This window comes from Myroides odoratimimus (assembly GCF_001485415.1).
Taxonomy (GTDB): domain Bacteria; phylum Bacteroidota; class Bacteroidia; order Flavobacteriales; family Flavobacteriaceae; genus Flavobacterium; species Flavobacterium odoratimimum.
On record NZ_BCMQ01000021.1, the window covers coordinates 20161 to 33357 of the forward strand.

General features: G+C 36.3%; 16 protein-coding genes. 13 read left to right on the forward strand and 3 right to left on the reverse strand.

All coding sequences use genetic code 11. The features are described from left to right. Window positions 1-153: 153 nt before the first annotated feature. Both radC and MODO_RS14820 read left to right on the forward strand, forming a co-directional pair. Window positions 154-846 (forward strand): RadC family protein, encoded by a 693-nt coding sequence (gene radC / locus MODO_RS14815; RefSeq protein ID WP_006259506.1) that lies wholly within the window; start codon window positions 154-156, stop codon window positions 844-846. Between the two features lie 55 nt (window positions 847-901). Continuing rightward, window positions 902-1600 carry a YjjG family noncanonical pyrimidine nucleotidase gene (locus MODO_RS14820; protein WP_006259505.1) on the forward strand — a complete coding sequence of 233 codons (699 nt, stop codon included), beginning with the start codon at window positions 902-904 and terminating at the stop codon, window positions 1598-1600. 14 nt (window positions 1601-1614) lie between these two features. Here MODO_RS14820 and MODO_RS14825 read toward each other — a convergent pair whose 3' ends face one another. Further along, the gene (locus MODO_RS14825) at window positions 1615-2892 is read right to left on the reverse strand and encodes a replication-associated recombination protein A (protein WP_006262072.1); all 1278 of its coding nucleotides are present in this window, start codon (window positions 2890-2892) and stop codon (window positions 1615-1617) included. A gap of 737 nt (window positions 2893-3629) precedes the next feature. On the opposite strand from MODO_RS14825, the gene MODO_RS14830 reads away from it, so the two are divergent. Next, the gene (locus MODO_RS14830) at window positions 3630-4373 is read left to right on the forward strand and encodes a rhomboid family intramembrane serine protease (protein WP_006259502.1); all 744 of its coding nucleotides are present in this window, start codon (window positions 3630-3632) and stop codon (window positions 4371-4373) included. A 22-nt stretch (window positions 4374-4395) separates the two neighbouring features. Here MODO_RS14830 and MODO_RS14835 read toward each other — a convergent pair whose 3' ends face one another. Next, window positions 4396-5442: a hypothetical protein gene (locus MODO_RS14835; protein WP_006259501.1), complete on the reverse strand. Its 1047-nt coding sequence runs from the start codon at window positions 5440-5442 to the stop codon at window positions 4396-4398. 3 nt (window positions 5443-5445) lie between these two features. Continuing rightward, entirely contained in the window at window positions 5446-6180 is a 735-nt protein-coding gene (rlmB, locus tag MODO_RS14840) for a 23S rRNA (guanosine(2251)-2'-O)-methyltransferase RlmB (RefSeq protein ID WP_006259500.1), read from the reverse strand. A gap of 461 nt (window positions 6181-6641) precedes the next feature. Between rlmB and rpsL the strand changes: the two genes are divergently transcribed. The 10 genes from rpsL (at window position 6642) to rplV (ending at window position 13197) form a co-directional block, all read left to right on the forward strand. Then, entirely contained in the window at window positions 6642-7022 is a 381-nt protein-coding gene (gene rpsL, locus MODO_RS14845) for a 30S ribosomal protein S12 (RefSeq protein WP_002987523.1), read from the forward strand. A gap of 25 nt (window positions 7023-7047) precedes the next feature. After that, complete coding sequence (gene rpsG / locus MODO_RS14850) at window positions 7048-7524, forward strand: 30S ribosomal protein S7 (protein WP_006259499.1); 477 nt, start codon at window positions 7048-7050, stop codon at window positions 7522-7524. A gap of 21 nt (window positions 7525-7545) precedes the next feature. Next, a complete protein-coding gene (fusA, locus tag MODO_RS14855; RefSeq protein WP_006259498.1) occupies window positions 7546-9681 on the forward strand; it encodes an elongation factor G in 2136 nt (711 codons plus the stop codon). A 12-nt stretch (window positions 9682-9693) separates the two neighbouring features. Continuing rightward, window positions 9694-9999 (forward strand): 30S ribosomal protein S10, encoded by a 306-nt coding sequence (gene rpsJ, locus MODO_RS14860; protein WP_006259497.1) that lies wholly within the window; start codon window positions 9694-9696, stop codon window positions 9997-9999. Window positions 10000-10111: 112 nt separating this feature from the next. Beyond that, window positions 10112-10729 carry a 50S ribosomal protein L3 gene (gene rplC / locus MODO_RS14865; protein ID WP_006259496.1) on the forward strand — a complete coding sequence of 206 codons (618 nt, stop codon included), beginning with the start codon at window positions 10112-10114 and terminating at the stop codon, window positions 10727-10729. Beyond that, window positions 10729-11358: a 50S ribosomal protein L4 gene (rplD, locus tag MODO_RS14870; RefSeq protein WP_006259495.1), complete on the forward strand. Its 630-nt coding sequence runs from the start codon at window positions 10729-10731 to the stop codon at window positions 11356-11358. The genes rplC and rplD overlap by 1 nt, the downstream gene beginning before the upstream one ends. A 7-nt stretch (window positions 11359-11365) precedes the next feature. Continuing rightward, a complete protein-coding gene (gene rplW, locus MODO_RS14875) occupies window positions 11366-11656 on the forward strand; it encodes a 50S ribosomal protein L23 (protein ID WP_006259494.1) in 291 nt (96 codons plus the stop codon). A gap of 6 nt (window positions 11657-11662) precedes the next feature. Continuing rightward, window positions 11663-12487 (forward strand): 50S ribosomal protein L2, encoded by an 825-nt coding sequence (rplB, locus tag MODO_RS14880; RefSeq protein WP_006259493.1) that lies wholly within the window; start codon window positions 11663-11665, stop codon window positions 12485-12487. An 11-nt stretch (window positions 12488-12498) separates the two neighbouring features. Next, window positions 12499-12777, forward strand: a complete 279-nt coding sequence (gene rpsS / locus MODO_RS14885) for a 30S ribosomal protein S19 (RefSeq protein WP_006259492.1) — start codon at window positions 12499-12501, stop codon at window positions 12775-12777. 9 nt (window positions 12778-12786) lie between these two features. Further along, window positions 12787-13197 (forward strand): 50S ribosomal protein L22, encoded by a 411-nt coding sequence (rplV, locus tag MODO_RS14890; RefSeq protein WP_006259491.1) that lies wholly within the window; start codon window positions 12787-12789, stop codon window positions 13195-13197.

Sequence of the window (13197 nt, forward strand, 5' to 3'; positions counted from 1 at the left end):
ATTATTATAATACTATTAAAGAGGTTATCAAGTACAGCTGTATTTGATAACCTTTTTTTGTTTGAATACTGACTGCTTTTTAATAGAAGCTTTATATAGAATAGCTTCATTAGGTTTAGTTTTTGTACGATAGAATAGTATAAAACAATGACTATGGAACACCAAAAGATTACGATCAAACAATGGGCAGAAGATGATAGACCTAGAGAAAAGCTAATGCTGAAGGGAAAGACTTCCTTAAGTGACGCCGAACTATTAGCGATACTCATAGGATCAGGGCATAGAGAGGAGTCTGCTGTAGAGCTGTGTAAGCGTATATTAGCGATGTATAATAATAATCTAAGTGTATTAGCGAAACAGAGTATCTCGAAGCTCACTGCGTTTAAAGGAATAGGAGAAGCGAAGGCTATTGCGATTATTGCGGCTTTAGAGATAGGGCAGAGAAGGAGATTAAGTGAGCGTATAGAAGAACCTATCATCACTACTAGCAGTGATGTGTTTGAACTGATTAATCCTATCATAGGGGATTTAGAACATGAGGAGTTTTGGGTGTTATATCTGAATAACTCTAATAAGGTGAAGTATAAAGCTCCATTGAGTAAGGGAGGAATCACCGGTACTGTAGTAGACATAAGACTGTTATTTCAGACAGCATTAGAGCAGAAGGCTGTCGGGATAATCTTAACGCATAATCACCCTAGTGGTAAGGTCAAGCCTAGTGATGCAGATATACAGATCACTAAGAAGATTAAAGAAGCAGGGCGTATTATGGACATACAGTTACTAGATCATTTGATTATTACGGAATACAGTTATTATAGCTTTGCAGATGAGAGTATTTTATAAGTAGATTTAGTTCTAAAATACCTACTTTTGTAATTCAAACAAAAGATTATAAAAAATGGGAGTAAAAAGCTTAACGAGTAAGACAGATATCTTTTTTGATTTAGACCATACCTTATGGGATTTTGAGAAGAACTCTGCTTTAGCTTTTAATGATGTTATTGAAGAATTAAAATTACCTTTTAGCACAGAGGCTTTTCTAAGCCACTATGTTGCAATCAACAATGAGTATTGGGACAAGTATAGTCTAAATCAGGTAAGTAAAGAAGAGCTTAGAATCGGGAGAATCAGAGATACCTTTGCTAAGTTAGGGTATCAGTCTACTACAGAAGAGATGTTGCTACTAGGGGATAATTATCTAAAGGCTATGCCTAATCATAATTATTTATTTGATGGTGCGATAGAAGTATTAGACTACTTACAAGACAAATATAAACTTCATATTATTACCAACGGTTTTAATGAAGTGCAAGGCAAAAAGTTAGATCGATCAGGGATATCAGGTTATTTTCAGACAGTGACTAATTCTGAAATGGCTGGAGTGAGTAAGCCAAATCCTGAGATATTTAACTATGCTTTAGATAAAGCAAAGGCAGGAGTGAAAGACTCCGTGATGATAGGTGATAACTTCTTAGCGGATATAGAAGGAGCGCTAGGCGTAGGAATGGATGCAATCTACTACAGTCAATCTAAAGAAAAAGTAACCCCTCAGATCTATCACGTACAGAAATTAATAGAACTAAAAGACCTGCTATAAGCAGGTCTTTCTATTTAATAGTTGTATTTAAATTGCCATCTGTTGCGCAAGAACTCTCGAGTGCTGTTCTCTCTATTGTTCACACCTGGTTCATAGAGTACAGTGCCTTCTAGCTCATCTGGTAGAAACTCTTGTTCTACGAAGTTATTTGTATAGTCATGTGAGTATAAGTACTCTTTGCCATACCCTAGTTCTTTCATTAGTTTAGTAGGTGCATTCCTTAAGTGTATAGGTACAGATAAGTCACCTGTTTGTTTGACGAGTTGCTGTGCTTTGCCTATCGCTAGATAGGTAGAGTTACTCTTAGGGGATGTAGCTAGATAGATAGCACATTGGCTTAATAATATTCTACTCTCAGGGTATCCTATGACAGATACGGCCTGGAAGGTATTATTTGCCATAATGAGTGCAGTCGGATTAGCATTACCGATATCTTCTGATGCAGCTATAAGTAATCTTCGTGCGATGAACTTCACATCTTCACCACCCTCTATCATTCTTGCCAGCCAATATACAGCTCCATTAGGATCACTACCTCTGATAGATTTGATAAAAGCAGATACGATATCATAGTGCTGCTCACCAGTCTTATCATATAGTACAGTATTCTTTTGTACTACTTGCATTACGCGTTCATTGGTGATTTCTATCTCGTCATCATGAGTAGCATTGATGATAAGCTCGAAGGTGTTTAGTAGCTTACGACCATCTCCACCTGATATTCTAAATAGAGCTTCTGTCTCTGTCAGGGTTATCTTTTTCTTTTTTAAGAATAGATCTTTATTCATAGCGCGCTCTAGGAGGTGCTGTAGGTCTTCTTTTGTAAACGCATTAAGTGTGTAGACCTGACATCTAGAGAGAAGAGCAGGGATAACTTCGAAGCTCGGATTCTCTGTTGTAGCACCGATTAGCGTGACCCAGCCACGCTCTACTGCAGCTAGTAGAGAGTCTTGTTGAGATTTACTAAAGCGGTGTATCTCATCGATGAATAGGATAGGGTTCCTAGCAGTGAATAGACCACTGTTAGACTTTGCCTTCTCGATTACTTCTCTGATATCTTTAACCCCTGAGTTAATTGCGCTCAATACATAGAAGGGTCTCTCGCTTTCTTTTGCGATAATCTCTGCCAGAGTAGTCTTACCTGTACCTGGAGGTCCCCAAAAGATTAAGGATGGGATAAACCCAACTTTTAACTGATTCGTTAAGATACCATTCTCTCCCACGAGGTGTTCTTGACTGACATAGTCACTCAGTGTATGTGGGCGTACTCGTTCTGCTAAAGGTGCTTCCATTATCGTAATTAAATCTCTTCTCACAAAAATACAATCTCTTTTTTAGATAACGATGTTTTTCAGTAATGGAATGTTTAAGGCGCAGTAGTTATTGATTAGAGCATGAATATCTGTGCATAAGCTAATGTTGATGTTTATTCTTACTTGAAGGAGAATGCGGGGAGTATAGAAGAAGTATTCTTGGACAAAGGGCTTCTCTAGTCCAGTATTCATTGCTTATTGTCCTATTATTGTCCAAGGAATTCAAATTAAGAACCTATTTTACTAGGCTGGCGGTATGTTTTCAATATTTTGTTTTTTAAGGGGTGTTGTGTAATTGGTTGATATTTAGTCTTTTGTTTGTTTTGTTGAATAAAAAAAATGATTTGTTTTTTTACTGATTTAGGGATTATGGACTTGTTTTAGACCCTTTTTCAAAAAAAAAGAGGTAATGATATTGTTTATTATCCTTTTTTAGACCTGAATATGTGATTATAAATAAAAAAGTGAATTGCTTTTTTTAGAGGTTAGTTACTGTATAGAGTTGTTTGTAAGGAGGGTGATATTCTTTTCAATGCTAAAATGGTGTGAATGAAAAAACAATTCGTTATAAAATGAGTTATATTTAACCTATATAAAATTTGAGTACTATGTATAATAGCCTTTCATTACAAGGGGTGTTTATGGATAGGTTTGGTATAGGGAGTAAATATGCACCTTATATAGTAAGATGTACTTAAGGAGAAAGGAATGAATATATGAGTAAAGAGAAATTACCTCCATTATCTATTAATCTAATTTTACTACCCTTATTCGTCGTTGTACTGATATGGGGAGTGTATTGGATGGATTGGAATAATTTTTATGAGTTACACGAGTATGGCGTATTGCCGAGAACGGTAGTGGGGTTAAGGGGAATTGTGTTTAGTCCTTTTATACATGGTGGGATAAAGCATTTGTATAATAACTCTATAGCCCTCTTTGCACTGCTATTAATGTTGCAGTATTTTTATAAGAAACAAGCGTTGGTGGTACTGATCTTAGGGATTCTGCTATCAGGTTTCGGTACATGGTTGATGGGTAGAGATAGTTATCATATCGGTGCTAGTGGATTAGTCTATGTGCTAGTGAGCTTTATGTTCTTTAAGGGAGTACAGACGCGATATTATAGACTGATGGCATTATCGCTGGTTATCGTAGTGCTATATGGGGGTACGGTGTGGTATATGTTTCCCCATGTAGAGAGCGGTATTTCGTGGGAAGGACATTTGAGTGGTTTTTTGACAGGATTGATTCTTAGTTTTGTAGTTTCATCTCCTGAGCATATAGAGCAGGGGTATAAGTATGAGTGGCAAGACCCTAACTTTGATCCTCAGTCAGACCCCTTTATGAGGTGCTTCGATGAGCATGGCAACTTTATTATCATACCGAAACAAAAGAAGAGTAAAGATCCTTATAGAAAGACATTACCAGTACTGATCTCTCAGTATCAAATTAGATAACGATATAAACTATAAAAGCACCTTAGAAGGTGCTTTTATAGTTTTTGACTACGAAGTCTATTGCTGTTTCGAGTATCTCTCCCATATTTTTACAATATTTGAAAGACTTCTCGTGAGTTAATTTGTGTAAGGACATTTTTAACTCTTCTACATGTTCTGGAGTAGAGACTGTATCCTGTATCATCACGTGGATTAGTTCGTCTAGTCTCTCTTTATTACTCAGTACTCTTCTTACGATCACAGATCTCACTTCTCGTCGATACTGTTCTATCGAAGTATGTTTTAGTTTCTCTAATACCATCTTCACGATAGTATGGTTCTCTTTAAAGAACTGAGGAAGGTAGAACTTGAGGTTGCCTTCATAGTTCTGCTGATCGAAGTCGATAGCTCTGATTCTATAGACTACCTGATCGAAGTCATGAGTAGGTATAATGACGAAATTATAAGATCTCATATCACCCAGTAGACCGATCATACAGCGTTCATTAAACTTGACAAACTCTTTAGCGATCTGTGATTTTTCACTTTCAGTACATTTAGGTAGGTGATTTGTGATAAATACATCAGCAGGTATACCTAATATGTGTTCTTCTATTAAGGTGTCATTGTGTACGAGATAATTCATCGTATTCGGAGACAGCATCTCTTCTAGTTCTAATCCGTATATGCGTGAGGCATCGGCTCTCTTTACATAGAAGTTGGTGATATTGTCATTGAGTATATTTCGAACTTTCACTCGGAATGGTTTAGAATTACCAAACGAACAAAAGTCAATATGATCAATAGTTAGATACTGTAGTGTCTCGATGTCACCATCAGAGTGAAGTAAGGTATATATCTTAGTAAGGCTAGCTTCTATCTCTTTATACTCGAACTCTGGATAATATACACGTAACCACAGTGTATCATTACCGTTGCTGTCCTCGATATTGATATAACCACTGAATCGCAATAAGTCATCATAGATCACACTAGTTTTAGTAGTGCGCTTATACTTGGTTAAGTATGCCATGAACTCATCGCTAACAGGGTAGTTAGGCTTCTTTAATAATACCTTTACGTCTTTCAAATCTTATCTTCTTTGTCTGATTGTTTCGTATAAAAATGCTCCACACGCTACAGATACGTTTAGTGAATCTATTGTGCTAAACATCGGTAACTTTGCTTTCTCGTCTATGATTTTAAGTACAGATGGGTTGATACCTTTATCTTCACTTCCCATAATGATGGCTACAGGCACATTTAGGTCTACATCATAGATTTCTTTTTCTGCTTTCTCTGTTGCACCTAGTGTTATTACACCAGACCCTTGTAGATAGAATACAGCGTCCTTAATATGGTCTACTTTACAGATAGGAATATTAAATACAGCACCCGCAGATGTTTTTACTGTATCTCCGTTTACCGGAGCAGCTCCATTCTTAGATATAATGATACCATCTGCACCACAGCATACAGCTGTACGTATAATAGCACCGAAGTTACGAGCATCTGATATCTGGTCAAGGATGACGAAAAGAGGTTTCTCTTTTTTCTCTAATACACCTTCTACTAGTACTTCTAATGAAGTAAAAGAGATAGGGGAGATATTCGCTACAGCTCCTTGATGGTTTTTATTAGTTAGTTTATTTAGTTTCTCGATTGGTACATAAGAGAAGTTTACGTTGTTCTTCTTTAGTGTCTTAAGAAGAGAACTCATTAACTCTCCAGAAGCTTCTTTCTGTATGAATACCTTATCTATATCTTTTCCTGCTTCTATGGCTTCGATGATTGCACGAATACCAAATATCTGATTGTCCTGTTCCATGGGGCAAAGTTACTTAATAATATAATTTAAAAAACGTGCAAAGATAGATTTTAAGTATTTGGATTTAATGGTATTTATAAAAATATTAGATAGTATATACTATAATGTATAATAAGAGGTGTGCTGTTGTGTTATAAAGCTGTAAAGAGGAATGTTTTTTGTGGTGATGTATAAAAGGGAGAAGAGTGCTAAGGTTTATTTTTTTTGGTGTTATTGAATAGTGAAAGAGAAGATTTAGAACAAATGCTGGATTACTAAAAAGGGAGAGAAATAATGTTGATAACTTTTGAATAACTATCGTATAAAGAGAAAAAAAGAGGTAAAAGGAGAATTGTTGATAAAAAAAATTAATTATGTTGAAAATTAATGCTTTGAGGTTTGAATAAATAAAAAATAGTTATACATTTGCAACCCCGTATATAGTGCGGAATAATATATTGTAGAAATTATTAATAAACATTATGCCAACAATTCAACAATTAGTAAGAACAGGGAGAACCCAATTGACTAAGAAGAGTAAATCGGTTGCTTTGGATTCTTGTCCTCAAAGAAGAGGAGTTTGTACGCGTGTTTATACTACTACACCTAAAAAACCAAACTCTGCAATGCGTAAAGTTGCAAGGGTACGTTTAACAAATGGTAATGAAGTAAACGCATACATCCCAGGAGAAGGACACAATTTACAAGAGCACTCGATAGTATTAGTTAGAGGTGGAAGGGTAAAAGATTTGCCAGGTGTTAGATACCACATCGTACGTGGAGCTTTGGATACTGCTGGAGTAAACGGTAGAACACAAAGAAGATCTAAATACGGAGCAAAACGTCCTAAAGACAAAAAATAATCGTTTAAACGTTTAAGAAGAAGACATGAGAAAAAGACAGGCGAAAAAGAGACCTCTTTTACCAGATCCAAAATTTAATGATCAATTAGTTACGCGTTTTGTAAACAACTTAATGTGGGACGGTAAGAAATCAACAGCTTTTAAAGTATTCTATGATGCTTTAGAGATCGTTGAGGAGAAAAAACAAGATGAAGAAAAATCTTCATTAGAAATTTGGAAAGATGCATTAACTAATGTTATGCCACACGTAGAAGTTCGTTCTCGTCGTGTAGGTGGAGCTACATTCCAAATTCCAATGCAAATTCGTCCAGATAGAAAAATTTCTATGGCGATGAAATGGATGATTTTGTATGCGAGAAAAAGAAATGAGAAATCTATGGCTGGAAAATTAGCGTCTGAAATCTTAGCTGCTGCTAAAGAAGAAGGAGCTGCTGTTAAAAAGAGAATGGATACTCATAAAATGGCTGAAGCTAATAAAGCATTCTCTCACTTTAGATTTTAATCCATACAGAAACTATATACAATGGCAAGAGATTTAAAATATACAAGAAACATTGGTATCGCTGCACACATCGATGCTGGTAAGACAACAACTACAGAGCGTATTTTGTTCTATACAGGTAAAAACCACAAAATGGGAGAGACTCACGAAGGATCTTCTACAATGGACTGGATGGAGCAAGAGGCTGAAAGAGGTATTACTATTACATCAGCAGCTACTACATGTACTTGGAATTTCCCAACAGTTCAAGGTGCTAAAATACCTGAATCTATGGAGTACCACTTCAATATTATTGATACTCCTGGACACGTTGACTTTACTGTAGAGGTAAACCGTTCTTTACGTGTATTAGATGGATTAGTATTCTTGTTTAGTGCAGTTGATGGTGTTGAGCCTCAGTCTGAAACTAACTGGAGATTAGCTGATAATTATAAAGTTCCACGTATGGGGTTCGTTAATAAAATGGACCGTCAAGGAGCTAACTTCTTAGCAGTATGTCAACAAGTTAAAGATATGTTGAAATCTAACGCTGTGCCAATCGTTTTACCTATTGGTGATGAGGCTGATTTCAAAGGTATCGTTGACTTAGTGAAAAACCGTGCAATCGTATGGCATGATGAGAATCATGGTTCTACTTTTGACGTTGTTGAGATCCCTGCAGAGATGGTTGACGATGTAAAACAATACAGAGGTCAATTAATCGAAGAGATTGCTGCTTATGATGAAAATCTTCTTGAGAAATTTATGGAAGATGAGGACTCAATCACAGAGGACGAAATCCACGTAGCTTTACGTGCTGCTACTCTTGATATGAGCATCATCCCTATGACTTGTGGATCTTCATTCAAAAATAAAGGTGTTCAGTTCATGTTAGACGCTGTATGTCGTTACTTACCTTCTCCAATGGATAAGGAAGCTATCGAAGGTACAGATCCTGATACTGAAGAGCCAATCGTACGTAAGCCATCGGTTACTGAGCCGTTCGCTGCATTAGCATTTAAAATTGCTACTGACCCATTCGTAGGTCGTTTAGCATTCTTTAGAGCTTATTCAGGACACTTAGACGCTGGATCTTATGTATTGAATACTCGTTCTGGAAACAAAGAGCGTATTTCTCGTATCTACCAAATGCACGCTAACAAACAAAACCCGGTTGAATATATTGAGGCTGGAGATATTGGAGCTGCAGTAGGATTTAAAGATATTAAAACTGGAGATACTTTATGTGATGAGAAAAAACCTATCGTATTAGAAAGTATGATATTCCCAGACCCAGTAATCGGTATCGCTATTGAGCCAAAAACAAAAGCGGATATGGATAAAATGGGTACTGCTTTAGCTAAATTAGCTGAGGAAGATCCAACTTTTACAGTTAAAACTGACCAAGCGTCTGGACAAACTGTAATCTCTGGTATGGGTGAGTTACACTTAGACGTATTGATCGACCGTATGAAACGTGAGTTCAAAGTTGAAGTTAATCAAGGAGAGCCACAAGTTGAGTATAAGGAAGCTCTTACACGTGAAGCACAACATAGAGAAGCTTATAAAAAGCAATCTGGTGGACGTGGTAAGTTTGCTGATATCGTATTCAAAATGGGACCTGCTGATGACGTTGATGGAAAACCATTCGTTGGATTACAGTTCGTGAATGAAGTTAAAGGTGGTAACGTTCCTAAAGAATATATCCCTTCTGTAGAGAAAGGATTTAGAGAGGCGATGAAACAAGGACCTTTAGCTGGATTCGAAATGGATTCTATGAAAGTAACTTTAACTGACGGTTCTTACCACGCGGTTGACTCGGATGCATTATCGTTCGAATTAGCTGCTAAAATGGGATACAAAGCTGCTGCTAAAGCTGCAGGTGCGATCATCTTAGAGCCTATCATGAAGTTAGAAGTATTGACTCCTGAAGAAAACATGGGTGATATCGTTGGAGATTTGAACCGTCGTCGTGGACAAATCAACAGCATGGATGATAGAGCTGGATCAAAAGTTGTTAAAGCTTCTGTTCCATTATCAGAAATGTTCGGATATGTAACTACATTAAGAACATTATCATCTGGTAGAGCAACTTCTACAATGGAGTTCTCTCACTACTCTGAAACACCATCAAACATTTCAGAGGCAGTAATCACTAAAGCAAAAGGTAACGCTTAATTTTAGAGTAAAATGAGTCAAAAAATCAGAATAAAATTAAAATCTTACGATCATATGTTGGTTGATAAATCAGCAGAGAAAATCGTAAAAACTGTAAAAAGTACAGGAGCAGTAGTAACTGGACCTATTCCATTACCTACTCATAAAAAAATCTTTACTGTTCTTCGTTCTCCTCACGTGAACAAAAAAGCAAGAGAGCAGTTTGAGTTAAGTTCATACAAAAGATTGTTAGATATCTATTCTTCATCTTCTAAAACTATTGATGCTTTAATGAAATTAGAGTTACCAAGTGGAGTTGAAGTTGAAATCAAAGTGTGATAAATAACAAGATTCAATAAGAATATCAAAGGCTAAGTATTGGTGTTATAGTCACCAATACTTAGTTCTTTTAGAAAATAAAATAAAATTTTATAATTAATAATTAATATTTATGTCTGGGTTAATTGGTAAAAAAATCGGCATGACTAGTATTTTCGATGAGAATGGAAAAAACATTCCATGTACAGTAATCGAAATGGGTCCTAATGTCGTTACCCAAGTCAGAACCATTGAGGTTGACGGGTATGAAGCGTTACAACTTGGTTTCGATGACAAGACAGATAAACATGCTACTAAAGCTGAGTTAGGTCACTTTAAAAAAGCTGGAACATCTGCTAAGAGAAAAGTTGTTGAAATCAAAGATTTTGCTGGAGAGTATAAATTAGGTGATGTGATCACTGCAGATTTATTCATAGAAGGTGAATATGTAGATGTACAAGGTGTATCTAAAGGAAAAGGATTCCAAGGGGTTGTAAAACGTCATGGTTTTGGTGGAGTTGGTCAGGTAACTCACGGTCAAAAGAACCGTTTAAGAGCGCCAGGATCTATTGGAGCTTCTTCTTACCCATCAAGAGTATTCAAAGGAATGCGCATGGCAGGAAGAACTGGAGGAGTAAATGTAACAGTACAAAACCTTAGAGTTTTAAAAGTAGTAGCTGATAAAAATCTACTTGTGGTTAAGGGAGCAATTCCAGGACACAAAAACTCTTATGTAATCGTTCAGAAGTAATGGAAGTAAAAGTTTTAGATATCACAGGAAAAGATACTGGTAGAAAAGTTGAGCTTTTAGATTCAGTATTCGGTATAGAACCAAATAATCACGCAGTATATCTTGATGTTAAACAATATTTAGCAAATCAAAGACAAGGAACTCACAAAGCTAAAGAAAGAGCTGAGATCTCTGGAAGTACGCGTAAGATTAAAAAACAAAAAGGAACTGGTACTGCAAGAGCAGGAAGTATTAAATCGCCAGTTTTCCGTGGAGGAGGAAGAATCTTCGGGCCAAGACCAAGAAGCTACTCTTTCAAATTAAACAAAAGTTTAAAACGTTTAGCGAGAAAATCTGCTTTCTCTATCAAAGTGAAAGAATCAAATTTAATCGTAGTTGAGAACTTTAATTTCGAGGCTCCAAGCACTAAGAATTTCATCAACGTATTGAAAGGTTTAGGATTGGAAAATAAAAAATCTCTATTTGTGTTTGGTGAATCAAATAAAAATGTATATTTGTCATCACGCAATTTAGGGAAGGCTGCTGTTGTAACTAACTCTGAATTAAGTACTTACAGTATTTTGAATGCTGGAAGTTTAGTGTTAACTGAGGGTTCTGTAGCAGGAATTGTAGAAAATTTAAGTAAATAATAGGAACATGAGTGTTTTAATTAAGCCTATAATTACAGAAAAAATAACTAAAGACGGCGAAACTTTTGGCCGTTTTGGGTTTGTTGTTGATAGAAAAGCGAACAAAATTGAAATTAAAAAAGCAGTTGAGGCTGCTTATGGAGTTTCTGTTGTTAACGTGAATACTATGAACTATGCTGCAAAGCGTTCTGTTAAGTACACGAAAAGTGGAATGATCAACGCTAAAACTAATGCTTACAAGAAAGCAATAGTTGAATTGAAAGAAGGAGATAGTATAGACTTTTATTCAAATATCTAATAAATAATGTCAGTTAGAAAATTAAAACCTATTACCCCAGGTCAGCGTTTTAGAGTTGTGAATAGTTTTGACGCTATAACAACTGATAAGCCGGAGCGTAGTTTACTAGCACCGAAAAAAAAATCTGGAGGTAGAAATAGTCAAGGAAAAATGACCATGCGCTACATGGGTGGTGGTCATAAACAAAGATACCGTATAGTTGATTTTAAAAGAACTAAAGTTGGTATCCCAGCTACTGTTAAGTCAATTGAGTATGATCCAAACCGTACAGCATTCATCGCTTTGATTGCTTATGTAGATGGAGCTAAATCATACGTTATTGCACAAAGCGGTATGAAAGTTGGACAAACTGTAGTTTCAGGAGTAGATGCGTCACCAGAAGTTGGTAATGCAATGCCTTTAAGCAAAATTCCTTTAGGAACTGTTATATCTTGTATCGAATTACGTCCTGGACAAGGAGCAGTTATCGCTCGTTCAGCAGGTACTTTCGCTCAGTTAGTTGCTAGAGATGGTAAATATGCTACTATTAAAATGCCTTCTGGAGAGATCCGTTTGATTTTATTAGAATGTATGGCTACTATCGGAGCAGTGTCTAACCACGATCACCAATTAATCGTTTCTGGTAAAGCAGGTAGATCAAGATGGTTAGGTAGAAGACCTAGAACTAGACCAGTAGCAATGAACCCAGTAGATCACCCAATGGGAGGTGGAGAAGGTCGTTCGTCAGGAGGACACCCACGTTCTAGAAACGGGATGCCTGCTAAAGGGTACAGAACTCGTTCTAAAGTTAAGTCGAGTAATAAGTATATCGTTGAACGTAGAAAGAAATAAAAGATTAAGACATGGCACGTTCGTTAAAAAAAGGACCTTATGTTCACTATAAATTAGAGAAGAAAGTTCAAGTAAACGTAGAAAGTGGAAAAAATGGAGTTATCAAGACTTGGTCAAGAGCTTCAATGATTACACCTGATTTCGTTGGACAAACTATCGCAGTACATAATGGTCGTCAGTTTGTTCCTGTTTATGTAACAGAGAACATGGTAGGACATAAATTAGGGGAATTTTCACCAACAAGATCGTTCAGAGGTCACGCTGGTGCAAAGAATAAAGGTAAAAAATAATAAGAAGCTATGGGAGTTCGTAAAAGAGAAAGAGCTGAGCAAATTAAAGAAGCTAACAAGCAAGTTGCTTTTGCAAAGCTAAACAATTGCCCTACTTCTCCTAGAAAAATGCGTTTAGTAGCGGATTTAGTAAGAGGACAGAAAGTAGAAAAAGCTCTAAATATATTAAAATTCAGTTCAAAAGATGCTTCTCGTAATTTAGAGAAATTACTTTTGTCTGCAATTGCTAACTGGCAAGCGAAAAACAGCGACGCTAACATTGAAGAAGCTGGATTGATCGTTAAAGAAATCAGAGTAGATGGAGGAATGATGTTAAAAAGACTTCGTCCTGCACCTCAAGGTAGAGCACACAGAATCAGAAAACGTTCTAATCACGTAACAATCGTATTAGGATCTAATAATAACACACAAAGCAATTAA

Excerpts from the sequence above, each read along its gene's own strand:
- fusA (WP_006259498.1), top strand. The coding sequence starts at position 7,546 with ATGGCAAGAGATTTAAAATATACAAGAAACATTGGTATCGCTGCACAC.
- MODO_RS14820 (WP_006259505.1), top strand. The coding sequence starts at position 902 with ATGGGAGTAAAAAGCTTAACGAGTAAGACAGATATCTTTTTTGATTTA.
- rplV (WP_006259491.1), top strand. The coding sequence starts at position 12,787 with ATGGGAGTTCGTAAAAGAGAAAGAGCTGAGCAAATTAAAGAAGCTAAC.
- rplD (WP_006259495.1), top strand. The coding sequence starts at position 10,729 with ATGGAAGTAAAAGTTTTAGATATCACAGGAAAAGATACTGGTAGAAAA.
- rplW (WP_006259494.1), top strand. The coding sequence starts at position 11,366 with ATGAGTGTTTTAATTAAGCCTATAATTACAGAAAAAATAACTAAAGAC.
- radC (WP_006259506.1), top strand. The coding sequence starts at position 154 with ATGGAACACCAAAAGATTACGATCAAACAATGGGCAGAAGATGATAGA.
- MODO_RS14830 (WP_006259502.1), top strand. The coding sequence starts at position 3,630 with ATGAGTAAAGAGAAATTACCTCCATTATCTATTAATCTAATTTTACTA.
- MODO_RS14825 (WP_006262072.1), bottom strand. The coding sequence starts at position 2,892 with ATGGAAGCACCTTTAGCAGAACGAGTACGCCCACATACACTGAGTGAC.
- rpsG (WP_006259499.1), top strand. The coding sequence starts at position 7,048 with ATGAGAAAAAGACAGGCGAAAAAGAGACCTCTTTTACCAGATCCAAAA.
- rpsL (WP_002987523.1), top strand. The coding sequence starts at position 6,642 with ATGCCAACAATTCAACAATTAGTAAGAACAGGGAGAACCCAATTGACT.
- rpsJ (WP_006259497.1), top strand. The coding sequence starts at position 9,694 with ATGAGTCAAAAAATCAGAATAAAATTAAAATCTTACGATCATATGTTG.
- rpsS (WP_006259492.1), top strand. The coding sequence starts at position 12,499 with ATGGCACGTTCGTTAAAAAAAGGACCTTATGTTCACTATAAATTAGAG.
- rlmB (WP_006259500.1), bottom strand. The coding sequence starts at position 6,180 with ATGGAACAGGACAATCAGATATTTGGTATTCGTGCAATCATCGAAGCC.
- rplB (WP_006259493.1), top strand. The coding sequence starts at position 11,663 with ATGTCAGTTAGAAAATTAAAACCTATTACCCCAGGTCAGCGTTTTAGA.
- rplC (WP_006259496.1), top strand. The coding sequence starts at position 10,112 with ATGTCTGGGTTAATTGGTAAAAAAATCGGCATGACTAGTATTTTCGAT.